This window comes from Bacillus sp. JK106, from assembly GCF_053663355.1.
Genome location: NZ_JBSJQC010000001.1, coordinates 525,421 through 541,403 on the forward strand (window position 1 = coordinate 525,421; position 15,983 = coordinate 541,403).

13 protein-coding genes are annotated in these 15,983 nt (G+C 47.5%); 11 read left to right on the forward strand and 2 right to left on the reverse strand.

Features of this window, described 5'->3' with window-relative positions; translation table 11 throughout:
- Positions 1 to 15 precede the first annotated feature (15 nt).
- The 11 genes from ACWJJS_RS02735 (at position 16) to ACWJJS_RS02785 (ending at position 13,988) form a co-directional block, all read left to right on the forward strand.
- Positions 16 to 2,136 carry a SpoIID/LytB domain-containing protein gene (locus ACWJJS_RS02735; RefSeq protein ID WP_454023292.1) on the forward strand — a complete coding sequence of 707 codons (2,121 nt, stop codon included), beginning with the start codon at positions 16 to 18 and terminating at the stop codon, positions 2,134 to 2,136.
- 21 nt (positions 2,137 to 2,157) lie between these two features.
- Positions 2,158 to 3,648, forward strand: coding sequence for an N-acetylmuramoyl-L-alanine amidase (locus ACWJJS_RS02740; protein ID WP_454023293.1), 1,491 nt, complete (start codon positions 2,158 to 2,160; stop codon positions 3,646 to 3,648).
- Positions 3,649 to 3,866: 218 nt separating this feature from the next.
- Positions 3,867 to 4,526 (forward strand): exopolysaccharide biosynthesis polyprenyl glycosylphosphotransferase, encoded by a 660-nt coding sequence (locus ACWJJS_RS02745; protein WP_003151373.1) that lies wholly within the window; start codon positions 3,867 to 3,869, stop codon positions 4,524 to 4,526.
- 36 nt (positions 4,527 to 4,562) lie between these two features.
- Positions 4,563 to 6,011 (forward strand): teichuronic acid biosynthesis protein TuaB, encoded by a 1,449-nt coding sequence (gene tuaB, locus ACWJJS_RS02750; protein WP_454023294.1) that lies wholly within the window; start codon positions 4,563 to 4,565, stop codon positions 6,009 to 6,011.
- A complete protein-coding gene (tuaC, locus tag ACWJJS_RS02755; RefSeq protein ID WP_454023295.1) occupies positions 6,008 to 7,204 on the forward strand; it encodes a teichuronic acid biosynthesis protein TuaC in 1,197 nt (398 codons plus the stop codon). The genes tuaB and tuaC overlap by 4 nt, the downstream gene beginning before the upstream one ends.
- Positions 7,205 to 7,208: 4 nt before the next feature.
- Positions 7,209 to 8,549, forward strand: coding sequence for a UDP-glucose 6-dehydrogenase TuaD (gene tuaD / locus ACWJJS_RS02760; protein WP_454023296.1), 1,341 nt, complete (start codon positions 7,209 to 7,211; stop codon positions 8,547 to 8,549).
- Between the two features lie 67 nt (positions 8,550 to 8,616).
- Positions 8,617 to 10,104, forward strand: coding sequence for a teichuronic acid biosynthesis protein TuaE (gene tuaE, locus ACWJJS_RS02765; RefSeq protein WP_094247450.1), 1,488 nt, complete (start codon positions 8,617 to 8,619; stop codon positions 10,102 to 10,104).
- Positions 10,101 to 10,781, forward strand: a complete 681-nt coding sequence (gene tuaF, locus ACWJJS_RS02770; RefSeq protein ID WP_015387623.1) for a teichuronic acid biosynthesis protein TuaF — start codon at positions 10,101 to 10,103, stop codon at positions 10,779 to 10,781. Before tuaE ends, tuaF begins: the two co-directional genes overlap by 4 nt.
- Positions 10,782 to 10,804: 23 nt before the next feature.
- Positions 10,805 to 11,563, forward strand: coding sequence for a teichuronic acid biosynthesis protein TuaG (tuaG, locus tag ACWJJS_RS02775; protein WP_003151380.1), 759 nt, complete (start codon positions 10,805 to 10,807; stop codon positions 11,561 to 11,563).
- A gap of 19 nt (positions 11,564 to 11,582) precedes the next feature.
- A complete protein-coding gene (gene tuaH / locus ACWJJS_RS02780; protein WP_070082461.1) occupies positions 11,583 to 12,779 on the forward strand; it encodes a teichuronic acid biosynthesis protein TuaH in 1,197 nt (398 codons plus the stop codon).
- Between the two features lie 132 nt (positions 12,780 to 12,911).
- Positions 12,912 to 13,988: a glycosyltransferase family 4 protein gene (locus tag ACWJJS_RS02785; RefSeq protein ID WP_003151382.1), complete on the forward strand. Its 1,077-nt coding sequence runs from the start codon at positions 12,912 to 12,914 to the stop codon at positions 13,986 to 13,988.
- An 89-nt stretch (positions 13,989 to 14,077) separates the two neighbouring features.
- Here the strand turns inward: ACWJJS_RS02785 and ACWJJS_RS02790 are convergent, their stop codons facing one another.
- Positions 14,078 to 15,253: an LCP family protein gene (locus ACWJJS_RS02790; RefSeq protein ID WP_071392366.1), complete on the reverse strand. Its 1,176-nt coding sequence runs from the start codon at positions 15,251 to 15,253 to the stop codon at positions 14,078 to 14,080.
- A gap of 4 nt (positions 15,254 to 15,257) precedes the next feature.
- Complete coding sequence (locus ACWJJS_RS02795) at positions 15,258 to 15,905, reverse strand: YigZ family protein (protein WP_060657503.1); 648 nt, start codon at positions 15,903 to 15,905, stop codon at positions 15,258 to 15,260.
- Between the last annotated feature and the right edge of the window lie 78 nt (positions 15,906 to 15,983).

A 15,983-nucleotide genomic window follows, 5' to 3' on the forward strand; every position in this document is an offset into this window, starting at 1 on the left:
AAGGCGGGATAAAAATTGAAGAAAACAATATGGGCTGTCTGTTTTTCTGTGATATTCAGCCTGGCTTTATTACCGGAAAGCACTTTTGCGGCCAGTTCTGATATCTCAGTAAAACTGACGAATTATATTGGTAATAAATCGACTCTGAATATCGAACCTTCAGGAACTTATAAACTGACGGGAAGCGATGTGTCCTCCGTTGTCAGATTGGGAGGCGCGTCCAAATATGATACGGCTAACGCCGCGACATCTAAGTATTGGAAAAACCCGTCCAACGTAGTCGTCGTGAATACGGACGCTTATTTTGCGGACACGCTTTCCGTCATTCCTTTAGCGAATAAACTGAAAGCGCCTGTTCTGCTGACTGAAGCGAAAAAACTGAGCAGCAGCACAGAAGCGCAAATCAAGAAATTCAATCCGGATAATATTTTAATCATCGGCGGGACGAACAGTATTTCGTCAGCCGCGGAAAAGACATTGAAGAAATACGGCCGCACGAAACGGATCAGCGGAAAAAACAGATATGATCTGTCCAAAAATATTGCGGCCGAAATGGGCAGCTATGACCAGGCGGTCGTAGTAACGGGAGATGTATATACGGATGCGCTGGCAATCGCGCCATATGCCGCGCAAAACGGCTATCCGATTCTTCTGACGAAAAAAGACTCCCTTCCGAGCTACAATCTGCCTAAAAAAGTGATCATCATGGGAGGCACTTCAAGCGTCAGCAAAGATGTGGAGAATCAAATTAAAAAGAAGGCCTCGGTCACCAAACGAATTACCGGATCAAACAGATATCAAATATCAGCAAACGCAGTCACTTCGCTTGGCATGGATGCAAGCAAAACGGTGGCTGCCAACGGGACTAAATTAGCGGACATCGTTGTCGGATCAAATATTGCCGCCGCAAATCACATGCCGCTTGTATACATCAAAAAAAGCGAAACACCCGCCGACGAGGCCAGCCTTTTTAAAACGAAAGGCACCTATTCTTATACATTAATAGGAAGCACGAATTCAATTGCCGATTCAGTTAAGGCTGCTTACGCAAAAGAGTTTTATCTCGTAAACGGAAAGATGTACCGTATTGAAACGTCCGGCGGCAAATTAGGCGTTGCAGGCATTAACAGCGGAAAAACGTCTTTCAAGGCGGTTCCTGAAAAATATTCAACAGCAAACACAATCAGCATTGACGGGAAGCCATATCTGGGGAATATGAGTTTCACTGCGGAATCCGGCAAATATGTAAGACCTGTTAATGAAAACATTCCTTTTGAGGATTATCTGAAAGGTGTCCTGCCGAATGAAATGCCGGGAAGCTGGCCGACAGAAGCGCTGAAAGCCCAGGCTGTTGCCGCCCGCACCTACTCTATCGGCAAGATGGGACAAACAGTCGCGGATACAACGGCCTTTCAGGTTTACGGGGGATACAGCTGGTATCCAAACGCCACCGCAGCCGTTAACGGAACAAAAGGGAAAGTGCTCACTTATTCCGGCAGATTGATAGATGCCACTTACTCATCAAGCAATGGCGGTTACATGGAAGCCGGCGATGAAGTGTGGGGATCGAACGTGCCGTATTTAGTAGCCAAAAAGGACACAAAAGATCCGGAAATCAGCTGGTCTTTAACATTGCAGAAGCAGCAGCTGCCAGCGGGTCTGGATATGAAAAATCCCGCATCCTGGTGGTCTAAAACAAACGAAGTAAATGCTGCGCAGCTCAACGGAATAAAAAATTGGCTGATGAAAAATAAAGAAACCAATGCAAGTTCCATAAAAATTGCAAGCATCTCTGATCTCTCGCTCACCGGAAAAACAAAAGGCCAGCGCGCGGAAGACGCCGCGGTGAAGGTCACGTACCATGTGAATGACAAGTCGAAGGGCTATGTCATGAACAAGACTGCATCTGTTGAGGTGAAAGCGTCTGAACTCAGGACGATGATCGGAGCTTCATCTTTTAAAAGCACATACGCCAGTGCGTCCGGTAATTCTTCGCAAATCACGATATCAGGAAAGGGATACGGTCACGGCGTAGGAATGAGTCAATACGGAGCAAAAGAAAGAGCGGAGGCCGGAGAGCCGTATACTTCTATTCTTGCGTTCTATTATCCTAATACAGCACTTACAAACTACTAAACTTCTGTGGAGGAGATCGGATTGAAATTCATCATAAAATGTCTCCCCGTCTTTATTCTCGGGGTCATTCTATTTGTCCCTTCCGCTTTGGCTGACAACACGGTTAAAAGAATCGGCGGAAGCACCCGGTATGATACGGCTGTACTGGCGGCAAAACAATCATGGGGTGAAGCGAAAACGGTAATTATCACCGGCGGAACTTCATATGCCGATGCAATTGCCGCTGCGCCGCTTGCATATCAAAAAAATGCGCCGCTGCTGTTTACAAATAAAGATCAGCTGTCTGCCGGCACAAAAAAGGGATTAATTGATTTAAAAACGAAAAATGTGATTATCGTAGGCGGCACACCTGCCGTTTCTAAAAATACCGCAAATCAAATTGCTAAATTAGGCATCAGTGTCAAACGATTATCAGGGAGTACGAGATATGCCACAGCCGCAAAAGTGGCGGGTGAAATGACAAGATCTTCTACAGCCCTTGTGGTCAACGGGTTTGTTGATGCAGATGGAATGGCTGCGATTTCTTATGCGTCCGCTAAAAAATATCCGATTTTATTCACTAATGATTCAACGTTAAATGATTCTACGTCCAATGCGATCAAAAGCTTAGGGATTAAAAACACGATTGTCATCGGCGGGACAAGCAGCATCAGCAGCTCACTTTATAATAAGCTGCCGAACCCTTCAAGAATCAGCGGCAAAAACCGCTATAACCTGTCTGTGAATCTTGCAAAAAAGACAGGCTTAAGCACAGGCTATACGTTTGTTACCAATGGCTTTAAAGAGGCGGATACCATCGTCGGAGGCGTGCTGAGCGCCAAACAGGGAAGAGTTCACCAGCTGACGAATGGAGACAGTCTGTCAAAAGACGTCCGGACGTATATCGGAAGTAAAAACATCACCAGCTTCACCGTCATAGGAAGTGCTTCATCTTTAAGCAACAATGCCGCGTCGCAGCTTAAAAATCCCGTTGTCGGCAAAACGGTCTTTATTGATCCGGGGCACGGCTATCAGGATTCAGGTGCAACCGGAAACGGCTTGCTTGAGAAAAATGTAAACCTTGATATCGCTACGCGTCTTAACAATCAATTATACGGCGCGGGCGCGCTTACTGTAATGTCGAGAAAGGGCGACACCTTTGATTCGCTTGAGGAGAGAGTGAACAAAGGGGCGAAGGCGAACGCCGATATTTTCATCAGCGTCCATGCAAATGCGAATGATAACAGCAGTGCAAACGGTACGGAGACGTATTATGATAAAACCTACCAATCCGCAAACAGTCTGAGGCTTGCCCAAAATATTCAGCCGAGAATGGTTTCTGCTCTCGGCACGCGTGACCGCGGTGTGAAAACTGCCGGATTTTACGTCATTAAGTATTCTAAAATGCCGAGTGTCTTGTTAGAAACCGGTTTTGTCACAAGCCCGATTGATGCCAATATTTTAAAACAATCAACGAAAAAGGACAGACTCGCGGCGGGGATCACCCAAGGCGTTTCCTCCTATTTCAGATAATTTTTTTCATGGAAACAGACCGGTTCATACCGGTCTGTTTTTTTATTTTTTCATTATGCTTTGTCTCAAATATGGATATGAATAGATTTACAATAAAAAAACAATAATCGAAACATTCTAATAAACATTAACGTTTCCTTTACTTCCAATTAACATCCATCTGCTAAACTCACGGCATAGGTCATCAAACATCCCAACAAATCGTGAGGTGTGTGTCAGTGGGAGCAGAGAAAAGCATGAATGTAAATAATAACTATGCAGTGCGGCAGGGGACTTCCGCTGCCGTTACGGAAAGAACGGCCCGTTATTTGGCTTTTAAGCGATTCATGGACATTGTGTTTGCGCTTGCGGGGCTTTTGGCGGCGCTCCCGGTGATGGGCCTGTTCTCCATACTGATTCGTTTGGAGTCGCCCGGCCCGGCTTTTTACAAGCAGGAGCGGGTAGGCAAAGACGGGAAGCCGTTTTATTTGTATAAGCTCCGCTCTATGAAAATAGATGCTGAAAAATCGGGGGCGGTCTGGGCGCTGAAAAAGGATCCCCGCGTGACAAAGGTCGGCGCTTTTATCAGAAGGACCCGTATTGATGAGCTGCCGCAGCTGGTAAATGTGCTTCGGGGAGAAATGAGCCTGATCGGCCCGCGTCCCGAGCGTCCCGTGTTTACGGAACAGTTTCAGGCTGAGATTCCGGGGTTTACAGAGCGGCTGGCCGTTAAGCCGGGATTAAGCGGCTGGGCGCAGGTCAACGGGGGATATGACATGACACCGAGGGAAAAACTGATGTTTGACTTATATTATATCCGCAACCTGACCTTTTCATTGGAACTGAAGATTATGCTCAAAACGTGCAAAGTGATCTGGACCGGTGACGGGGCGCGATAAAAATTCTGGTCAGCAGACAAAAAAGTAGGGAAAACGATGCCTAGTATTACAAATCAAATTTTGAGCGGCGCCAAATGGACAAGTATTTCGACAGCGTGTATTACGGTCATTCAAATCGTCCAATTCGCCCTGCTCGGGCGGGTCATGTCACTGGCTGAATTCGGCCTTGTCGGCATGATCACAACGGTAGTGGTGTTTGCCCAAATTGCGCTTGATATGGGTTTTGGCGCCGCGCTCATTCAAAAAGATCATGTGACTGAAAAACAGATGTCTTCCTTGTACTGGCTGAATATCATAACGGGGCTTGCGCTGTTTGCGCTGCTGTTTTTCAGCAGTCCGCTCATTGCCGATTTTTATCGGCGGGAGGAGCTTGTCTATTTAATCCGCGTGCTGGCCGTCATGTTTTTAATCGCGCCGATCGGTCAGCAATATCAGTATATGCTGCAAAAAGCGCTGGCATTTAACACGCTAAGCAAGATTGAAATCTTTTCAAATGTGCTGTCCTTCGTTTACTTGGCGGCTGCGGTTTTTTATACGGACCCGATTCTCGCCTATGTGATTTCCCAGGTGCTGCTGCAATCGTCAAAAGGCATTCTGTACTGGGTGTCCTGCAGAAAAACATGGAGACCGGCGTTCGTTTTTGATCTGAAGGGAATGAAAGGCTTCTTTTCTTTCGGGGCCTTTCAGCTGTCTTCCCGGCTTGTGAACCGGCTCGGGGCGAATATTGATATGATTCTGATCGGCAGTTTTATCGGCGCCGAGGCGCTCGGCATTTACAATCTGGCCTACCAGATTGTCACGCTTCCGGTATTAAAAATCAATCCGATCATTACGAGAGTCGCGTTTCCCGTCTTTGCGAAAAACAAGCATGAAAACAGCGTTATCAGAGAAGGGTTTCTCAATATGACCAAAATACTCGCGCTGATATCCTTTCCGCTCTTGCTCGGTTTGGTTTCAGTATCGGATGCATTCGTGGCTTCGGTTTTCGGAGAAAAATGGCTGGCGGCTGTCCCGGTTTTAAACGTTCTCGCCATCGTCGGGATTTTAAGGGTTCTGATGAATCCGAACGGATCAGTGCTGCTGGCAAAAGGGCGGGCCGATCTGACATTTTATTGGGACGCCGGGGTGATGCTGCTGTATAGCGCATCTTTGTACGCCGCCGTGCTGTCCGGAAATCTCTTGACGGTAGCCTGGACGTACGCTTTCATCAGCATCCTGAATTTCCTGATCGGGCGCTGGCTGCTGGCATATGTCATTAAGCTGCGGCTGTCGGCTTACTTCAAAGCCGTGGCCAAACCGTTTCTGCTTACGGCGGCAATGGGTGTCATCGCCTTTACAGCCAGCTTCGGGACGGAGCGGATCAGCCTTGATGTCAAGCTGCGGCTGGCGATCTCCGTAGCCTGCGGCGCGTTGTGTTATTTATTCCTGTTAGGAAAAGCTTATCCGCATATGAAAAGTAAATTAAGAAAAGGACGTTTGTTATGAAGGTATTGTGGATGACAAGTGTATATCCGAGCAGTGAGAAGCCGGGAGAAGGCGTTTTTCATGAGACGCAGGCCCAAGAACTGAGAAAGCTTGGCGCGGAGATGACTGTCATTTGTCCGCGGCCGAAACTCGCCGCGCCATTCCGGGTGCTGAAAAAGACGTATCGGCAAAAGGATATAAGGCCGGCGCATGAATGGCGGAGAGGCGTGTCCGTCCACCGGCCGTTTTATCAGGCGGTTCCCGGACAGCTGAAATGGGCGCAGCCGCATAAAAGAATGGCGTTATCGGTTCTTTCCGAAATTAAAAATCATGGCCTGAAGCCCGATCTGATTCACGCGCATTTCGCCATGCCGTCAGGCGGAGCGGCGGCCATTGTGTCAAAGGCTTTAGGCATCCCGTATGTGCTGACCTTGCATGGCAGTGATGTCAATGTCTATCCGCATTACAGCAAAAGCGCTCATCGCGCATTTACATTTGCGGTGCGGGAAGCAGCCGATATTTACGCTGTGAGCGGCAGTCTGCGGGAACAAATGAAAAAGCTCATCGAAGCGGAGTGCAGCGTGCTTCCGATCGGCATCACGCTTGACGCCTTCCGAAAAAGGAACGAGACGAAAGAAGCCGTCAGAAAACGGCTCGGCCTTCCTCCGGATAGAAAACTGATCGTGTTCATCGGCAGGCTTGTCAAAGAGAAAGGTGTTTTCGACTTATCAAAAGCCGTTCAGTCATTGGATGAAAGATATGAAGCTGTCTTTGTCGGTGACGGTCCCGCCGAATCTTCATTGCGTGAAGCCGCTCATATCGTCACGGGGCAAGTGCCGAACGACAAGGTACAGGACTATCTGCTGGCCTCGGATGTAATGGCGCTGCCGTCCTACAGTGAAGGCATGCCGACTGTGGTCATTGAGGCGCTCGCTCTGAAGGTGCCGGTGATCTGTACCGATGTCGGAGGATTGGCTTCTTTATTTGGGAAATATAGAGGTTTGCTGATCAAGCCGGGTTCACCTGGCACACTGGCAGAATCCATTCTGCAATATGACGAAGGAGAGGCTTGGACGCCGCAAACAGCCGAGGAACTTTCTCAAACCGTCCGCACGTATTTTGACGCAAGCCACAATGCGAAAACGCTGAAAGAGAAATACCGGTCCGTAATAAACCGGGCCGGGCAAGAGGAGAACCTTTCGAAAGAGGGATGAAGCTGTGAAAAAAATCGCTGTATTAGGAACAGGGTATGTAGGTCTTGTATCTGGAACTTGTTTTGCGGAAATCGGCCATCATGTGACTTGCTGTGACATCAATGAAGCGAAAATCAGAAGCTTGCAAAACGGAGTCATCCCGATATATGAACCGGGGCTTGAGGAATTAGCCGAAAAAAATGTCAGTGCCGGGCGGTTATCCTTTACGGCCGATATTGAGCCGGCTGTGAAAGCCGCTGATATCGTCTATATCGCCGTCGGTACGCCGATGTCAAAGACGGGTGAAGCCGATCTGACCTACATTAAGGCAGCGGCGCAAACAATCGGAGAACAGCTGAACGGATACAAAATCATTGTCACCAAAAGCACTGTTCCGGTCGGGACGGGAAAGCTCGTTTACCAAATCGTCAGCGAAGCGTCAAAGGGAAAATATCCGTTTGATGTCGCGTCAAATCCTGAATTCCTCCGCGAAGGTTCGGCGGTGCGGGATACGATGCAGATGGAGCGGGCGGTTATCGGCGCCACAAGCGAACATGCCGCTTCGGTCATTGAAGAGCTTCATAAGCCGTTCCGTACGAAGATCGTAAAGACCAATCTTGAAAGCGCGGAAATGATTAAGTATGCCGCAAATGCTTTTTTAGCCGCCAAAATATCTTTTATTAACGATATCGCCAATATTTGCGAACGTGTCGGGGCGGACATTTCTCACGTGTCAGAAGGCGTCGGTCTTGACAGCCGGATCGGGAATAAATTTCTGCAGGCCGGCATCGGATTCGGCGGATCCTGCTTTCCGAAGGATACAACGGCTTTATTGCATATCGCAAACGCCGCCGGCTATCCGTTTGAAATGATGGAAGCCGTCATTGAAACCAATCAGAAGCAGCGGGTCCGTATTACGGAAAAATTGAACCGCGCCATCGGTCCCTTAAAAGGGAAAACCGTGGCCGTACTGGGGCTGGCCTTTAAACCGCATACAAATGACGTCCGCTCCGCCCCGGCTCTTGATATCATCACAAGTCTTAAAGAGCAGGGCGCTCACGTGAAAGCGTATGATCCGATCGCGATTCCCGAAGCGTCAGCGATATTAGGAGAAGGCGGCATTGAATATCACACAGAGATGTACAGTGCCATCAAAAACGCGGACGCATGCCTGATTACAACAGATTGGCCGGAAGTCAAGGAGATGGATCTTCAGAGAGTGAAGCAGCTGCTCAAACAGCCGGTCATCATTGACGGCAGAAATATGTTTCCGTTGGAGTATATGAGGGTTTCAGGATTCACTTATCATTCCGTCGGACGTCCGGCGGTTCATGCCGATCGGCAAATAAAAGAACTGGCAAGATAGAAAAAGATTTGTTTTCAGGCTCTCGGCAGTCCGGCTCGGCTGCCGGTTTTGGAAAGGGGTTTGCCATGTGAGTATCAAACGTTCAGCGGCACATGTTCTTGTGCTGCTTGCCGCTGTCATTACAGGAGGATGCATCATGCTGGGGGCGGTCAGGGCGGATGCCGGCTTCGGAAAAATCACCGTGCTGCTGCTTGCCGCCATGATCGGCATTGCCGGACTTGCTTTGCTATCCGCCTTTACAACAAACGGTCAGATGTTTATGGGGCTCATTTATATACTGATCGCGTGTACATTTTTAAACCAGGCCTTCTTTGCGGTTCATCTCGGATTTTTCAGCTTATTTATATACCGGCTGTTATTAATCGGAGCGGGCGCCCTTCACATCGCCGGCATCCTGACAAACCGTCATCATATTGACAGATGGAATCGGGTGAATGTAAAAGGGGTTCTGATGTTTTTCGCCTTATGGTTTACATACGGTCTCCTATCGTTATTGTGGGCAAAATCCGTGACGTACGGGATTAAATATTTAGCTTTAATGGGAATGGGCATGTTTTTGATTTATCTTATTGTCATGTTCATTCAGCGCTTTGATCAGCTGATGGTTTTTTACGGCATATGGCTTGTGATGACCATTTTTGTGATGGCGATCGGCTTTTACAACCATTTTACACACAACCATCTGCCGAGCTCCACGCTTTATAACGGCCCGCAGTACAAACAGCATTATCCGACGTCCGTTTTCTTTAATCAAAATGATTTCGCGACGTTTTTGTGCATCAGTTTCTTTCTGTATGCGGCGGCGGTGAAAAATATGAAAAACGGCTATGTGAAGGCCGTCAGCCTGCTCTTTGCGATCTGCGCTTTGTATTTAATCATTTTGACCGGTTCGCGCGCGAGTCTGCTGGGCATATGCGCGGGGGCGGCTGTATACGTCTTCATCCTGCTGCCTTCCGTGTTGAAAAAATTCGCGCTGTACGCTGCGGGAGCGGGTGCTGCGCTGTTTGCGGTTTTATTTGCGGGCCGTATCACCAATGCCGTCTTGAATCTGTTTTCAGCTCCGCAGGCGATGCCGGGACAGCAGCCGCTTCCTTCCAACCTCGCGAGGGCGAATCTTTTAAAGAACGCCTTTCACTATGTGATTGATTCCTGGGGGTTCGGAGTGGGTGCCGGAAATGTCTCTTACTATTTAAAAGCGGAGCCTGTTTATGATACGGGCGGGGTAGTTGAGGTGCACAACTGGCTCGTCGAGATTATGGCGAACTTCGGCGTGCTTACGATGCTCGGTTACCTGACAGTCTATTTGTTCCTTTTTTGGACACTTTATAAATGTCATGAAAGAAAATCGGAAAATCAGTCAAGACTGATCACAGAAGGACTTATCACGGCGATGGCCGGTTTTTTGGTAAGCAGCATCAGCCCAAGCTCCGTATCAAATTTATTTTTCCACTGGGTATTTCTCTCGCTCGTGATCGCGGCGGTCAATATATTGAGGCGTTTACAAAAGGAGTCTGCCGTCACGGCGTACTATGAAAAACAGGGAGATGCGAGATGAAGGATATGTTGACAAGAATAACCCGGCGTATCAAAAAAAATATCATTTGGATCATTGCGCTGCCCGTTGTGTTAGGGGCGGCGGGATATGTATTGCCGTCAAAAATAAGCGGAAACAGCAGTTTTACATCAGAAGCCGCGATCGCCGCGGGAAATTATGATCATCCGCTTTATAACAATACAAAAGAAATCCCGCTCCTTTTGACGAGCGATGCCTTTTTAAAGCAGGCTCTGCCTGATAAAACAGACGAAGAAAGAGCGGCCGTGAAAAGTAAACTGACTGTCGAAACACAATCAGATTCATTGATCACGGTCAGCTACAGCGGCCAAAACAAACAGGAGACCGAATCGGTGTTTCAAGCCGTCATAACAACTTTTCTGAAGAATGATCAGGACCTGTTTGAGAAACGGGCAAAAGTAGTGCGGCAGAGTATTGCTGCGCTTGAAGGAGAAACCGTCAGCGCGGACGCCAAAGTGGATAAGGAACGATTTTTATACGAATTGAAAAATACGCAGCTGAACCTGAAAGCGGCCGGCGTCATCAATTCAGAGCCGATGAATGAAACGGCGGGACAAGGCATGCCGCCGAAAAAGAAAGCGGTTCTGGGCGTTTTAATCGGCATTGCAGTTGCATTTATGTTCATTGTCATTCCGGAGTTTTTTAGAGAGTCCTTGTAAAAATCTGCGATGGAGATGTGACCATGACAAACTGGAAACCTTTCGTATCTGTCATTACACCGTCTTATAACGCAAGTGAATATATCGAAGACACGATTCAGTCCGTTTTACATCAAAGCCACCCGCATTGGGAAATGATTATCGCGGATGATTGTTCAACGGACGGAACGAGAGATATTTTACGGCAATATGAACAAAAAGATGAGCGGATCCGCGTCGTTTATTTAGATAAAAACGGGGGAGCCGCGGCTGCCAGAAATACAGCCCTTAAACATGCCAAGGGCCGTTATGTCGCATTTCTGGACAGCGATGACAGATGGAAAAAGGAAAAGCTTCAAAAACAGCTTGCGTTTATGGCGGAGCGTTCCTGCGCTTTTTCATTTACGGGCTACAGCGTCATGGAGCAGGACGGAACGCCGACGGACAAAACGATTCAAGCCCCTGAAAGCCTGTCATATGATGAAGCTTTAAAAAACACGATTATCGGATGTTTAACGGTCATGATTGACAGAGAGCAGACGGGGCAGATTCAAATGCCTGATATCAGAACGCGGCAGGATTTAGCGACATGGCTTTCCCTGCTGAAAAGGGGATTTACGGCTTACGGCCTGAATGAGTGCCTTTCAGAATACAGGCTTGTGCAGAATTCGATTTCAAGCAACAAGTGGAAAGCCGCAAAAAAAACGTGGTTTGTTTATAGAGAAATTGAGCGCCTGCATTTTATCAAGGCTTCGTGGTGTTTTATGCAATATGCGAAAAACGCGGTCTTGAAAAGACTGTAGGCGTCAGAGGAGCTGGGTGATGAAGGTGGAACCGATTATTCACGTAATCGTCGGAGCGGCGGAATGGGGGCATGACCGGCTGAGATACAGACGGCACCGGCTGGCTGAATTTCTTGCCCGGCAAAAAGAAACGAAAAGCGTCATTTGGGTATGCCCGTCCCCGCGAGCCAATGATGGTCAGACGGCCGGGATCGCCGAGGGAATCCGGCAGTTCACTGTAAAGGATCTCATGCAGCAAAAAGCATTCCGTTTCGGCAGGTATACAGACATGTGTTACAGGCATAAACTTTCACCATTGTTGCACATGCTGAAGGAAGAAGGAGAAGGGGCCCGCTGCTGCTTATGGTACACCTTCCCCGGTTTTCCGCTTCTGGCAGATCTGTTTCCTTGGGATGAAGTGATTTACGATTGCAGTGATCTGTGGGCCGCTCCGATCAGCGGCCGGGCCGGTGTGCTGTCAAATGTAAGAAGAAACATCATTAAACAGGCGGAAATGAGAATCATTCAGCGTGCCGATTCCATCACCTGCACATCTGACTGTCTGCACCGGGAGGTCGGAAAAAAGCTGGAGAACCCGCACCAGAAAGTGTTCACCATTGAAAACGGAGTGGAATATGACCTGTTTTCACGGGAAAATAAACAGCCGGATGAAGACATTTTACGGGGACGGAACGGAACGGTTCTCGGTTTTATCGGCGGAATCAAACCGAAGCTCGATTTTGCGCTTATGGCGGAAACGGCAGATGTGCGGCCTGACTGGACGATTTTATTGGTGGGCCCGAACACGGCTCAGGACGATCCGGATTTCGAGTCGCTTCTGGAACGCCCGAATGTCATCTGGACGGGACCTGCCGCGCCGAATGAAGTGCCGTCCTATATGCAGCTTGTCGACATCGGCATCATGCCGTATAAAAATTCACCTTATAATGACGCGGTATTTCCGCTCAAGCTTTTTGAATTTTTAGCTGCCGGGAAACCGGTTGTCGGCTGCAACCTTTCTTCTACGTCAAAAATCAAAAGGCCTTACGTTTATGAATACGTTGAAGGGAGCGACCCCGCAGATTTCATCGCGGCCTGCGAAGCGCTTCTGGCAGCGGACCGCCGCGGATCATACGAGGCTTTGCGCCGTGAATTGGCCCGGAGACGAGATTGGAATGTTTTATTCGGCCGAATGCTCGAATGCACGGGTATATTGAAAAATGCGCAATCCCATTAAAAGGGAAAGCGCATTTTTTGATTTGCGTGTTTCTTTTTGATGATGCTTGTTATAATAACTAGTAAGAATTATAATGGAAGGAACGGTTCAATATCAGAAAAGACTTCATATAATTCCAAAGGAGACTTCTTTATGCTTGACGAACGCATGTTTCGCATAGTTGTTGCGTTTTTTGTCTCTCTGCTAACGGTTTTAATCCTAACTCCTATCGTAAAAAAAATTGCGATCAAAATAGGTGCAGTTGACCAGCCCAGCAACCGAAAAGTACATGATAAAATAATGCCCCGTATGGGCGGCTTGGCCATCTTTATCGGCGTAGCGGCGGGTGTGCTCGCGGCCGGCATATATAATGAAACAAAAATGACCGCCATTACGGTGGGTGCGTTTATTATTGTTATTTTAGGAATCCTTGATGATAAATACCAATTAAGCGCAAAGGTAAAGTTTTTCGTCCAGCTGGCCGTGGCCATTATGATTGTGAGCACGGGACTGAAAATGGACTTTTTCTCCGTACCGTTTTTAACGGAACGTTTAGAATTGGGATGGGTCGCTTACCCGCTGACTGTGTTATGGATCGTCGGTATTACGAATGCGATGAACCTGATTGACGGTTTGGACGGACTCGCTGCCGGCCTGTCGGTCATCGGACTCTCCACTATCGCCGTTATGGCGTTATCCGGAGGGAAAATCCTTATTCTGTCACTTTCACTTGTCGTGATAGGAAGCACACTCGGATTTTTATTTTATAATTTTCACCCGGCAAAGATATTTATGGGAGATACCGGATCGCTCTTTCTAGGATACGTCATCTCAGTACTCTCATTATTAGGTCTTTATAAAAGTGTTACTTTATTCAGTATCATCATTCCGATCATCATTTTGGGCGTGCCGATTTTTGATACGACATTCGCCGTCATCAGGCGGATTTTAAACAAACAGCCGATCTCAGCGCCTGATAAGTCACATATACACCACCGGCTGATGGCCTTCGGGCTGTCACACCGCACGGCTGTCATTATCATTTATTTAATCGGCTTTATTTTCAGCGTCAGTGCCATCCTGCTGAAAAGTGCGACCATATGGCTTTCGCTGTTTATTATTTTTGTATTGATTGTATTTATGCAAATCATAGCAGAGGTCACAGGGTTAGTAAATGAACAATTTAAACCATTTACCAAGTTTTACAAAAGATTGGTAAAGAAAAATTAAAAAGAGCAGATCATGCGAATGGTCTGCTTTTTTGCTATTCTCTTATTATATAGAAATACCCGATCCTGCTCAAAGGATCGGGTTTACTCTTAATAGCCTGTTGTGCCGCCGGACTGTGTGCTGTCCGTACCGTTTGCACCTGCAGTACCGTTGGTTGAATCGGTTGTGCCGCTTGTTCCTGTGCTGCCGGAAGTCGAATCAGTCGTACTGTCCGTTCCGGTGCTGTCAGAAGCGGGATCGGACGCCGTGCTGCTTCCGGACGGGTAATCCAGGTGCTTCTGCAATTCCTGCCGTACTTTTTCGAGATTGGCTGGATCCGGCTGGAAATAATATGTTCCGCGCGTAGTTGCGGTTCCGCCTAAATATAAATCTGATCCTGTTATGGTCAGTGTATCAATCTTTTTGCTGGTAAAGCCGCTGTAAATCTGCTGAAGAGCGAGTCCTTCAGTGATTCGGATATTTGTTTGGACGTTATTGCTCGCTGTTTCAGCGATTTTATCGATTTTAGCAATATTTCCAGCTCTTGACATTTGGTCGATCAGTGCGTTTAAGATTTGCTTTTGGCGGTCATTCCGGCCGAAGTCTCCGCGCTTATCCTGCTTTCTCATCCGCGCGTAAGCCAAAGCCTGCTCACCGTTCAAATGCATGTTTCCTTTCTTGAAATAGATCCGTTTCTTTTTACTGACGTCACTCATCTCGTCGAAGTCAAACGGCACTTTTACATCGACCCCGCCTACCTCATCAATAACATCCTTAAAGCCATTGAAGTCGACAGTGACATACTTATCAATCGGTATGCCTAATAAGTCTTCGACGGTTGAGACGGTTTCATCCGCTCCGCCCTTAGCAAAAGCCGCATTGATTTTTGTTTTGTTACCGGTTGTGTCACCGGCAAGCGTCACCCGCGTATCACGCGGAATACTCAGCATTTTCATTGTTTTATTTCTCGGATCAAGGGTAACGACAATAAGAGAATCTGATCGTCCGCCTTTTCCGCTGGTGGCATAATTTTCGATCCCCATAAACAAAATGGAGAACGGTTTTTTCTTCATATTGATGACTTTATCCCGCAATTTTGATTTGTCTCCGCGGGAAAGGGCATCATATGCATTATCTGCCGCATTAATCGTTTTGTATACTTTGTATCCGCCAAATCCGGCAGCGACTAACAAAACGAGGGTAAGCAGCAGCAAAATCCGTTTGAATATGATCTTTCGTTTGCTTTTCTTTTTCTTTCGAACACGCACTCTTACACGTTCAGCCATTACATTAGTCTCCTTTAGGGCTGACGTCTGTTTCTAAATACGTCAGTTCTCCCTCTGTATTCTTACTCTTGCCGTTCGTCAGTTCTGTCATCCATTTTAGAAACGCTTCTTTGTCTTTTTCTTCAACGTACGTTTCAAATTCGACATGATCCGCATAATGGATATCTTTCAGTAAAAAAACTGATTCTCTCAGTTCGTTCTCTATCTTGCCGAGCCACGTATAATCCGCTGATGTATGCATAATCCGCATCAGCTTCCGCTCCGTAACTCCTATATGATTTAAGCCTTCAGACACTGACTTCCCATATGCACGAATCAATCCGCCTGCACCGAGCTTTATTCCGCCGAAATACCGGGTAACCACCGCGCAGGTATCTTTCAGACCTCGTTTTTTCAGCACTTCCAGCATGGGGACGCCGGCTGTTCCGCTTGGTTCTCCGTCATCATTGGCCTTTTGTATATGGTCGGTTTCGCCGATCAGATAAGCTGAGCAGTTATGAGTCGCATTCCAGTGCTGTTTTTTTATCTTTTGTATAAATTCCTGCGCTTCCTCTTCAGAAGCAGCACGGCTCAGGTGACAGATAAAACGTGATTTTTCAATCACAATCTCATGTTCACCCGCTTCTTTAACAGTTAAATAGCTGTGCAGCATGATTGCTGGACCCTCCTGACAAGCATTAAAAGACTTGTTTCTACAAATTCGAACAGACTTTAGAATTTTTGCGCATAT

What these genes read in the sequence shown, in the direction of transcription:
- tuaC (WP_454023295.1), top strand. Translation starts at nt 6,008, where the DNA reads ATGAAGGTATTGTGGATGACAAGTGTATATCCGAGCAGTGAGAAGCCG.
- ACWJJS_RS02790 (WP_071392366.1), bottom strand. Translation starts at nt 15,253, where the DNA reads ATGGCTGAACGTGTAAGAGTGCGTGTTCGAAAGAAAAAGAAAAGCAAA.
- ACWJJS_RS02785 (WP_003151382.1), top strand. Translation starts at nt 12,912, where the DNA reads ATGCTTGACGAACGCATGTTTCGCATAGTTGTTGCGTTTTTTGTCTCT.
- tuaH (WP_070082461.1), top strand. Translation starts at nt 11,583, where the DNA reads ATGAAGGTGGAACCGATTATTCACGTAATCGTCGGAGCGGCGGAATGG.
- tuaG (WP_003151380.1), top strand. Translation starts at nt 10,805, where the DNA reads ATGACAAACTGGAAACCTTTCGTATCTGTCATTACACCGTCTTATAAC.
- ACWJJS_RS02795 (WP_060657503.1), bottom strand. Translation starts at nt 15,905, where the DNA reads ATGCTGCACAGCTATTTAACTGTTAAAGAAGCGGGTGAACATGAGATT.
- tuaB (WP_454023294.1), top strand. Translation starts at nt 4,563, where the DNA reads ATGCCTAGTATTACAAATCAAATTTTGAGCGGCGCCAAATGGACAAGT.
- tuaF (WP_015387623.1), top strand. Translation starts at nt 10,101, where the DNA reads ATGAAGGATATGTTGACAAGAATAACCCGGCGTATCAAAAAAAATATC.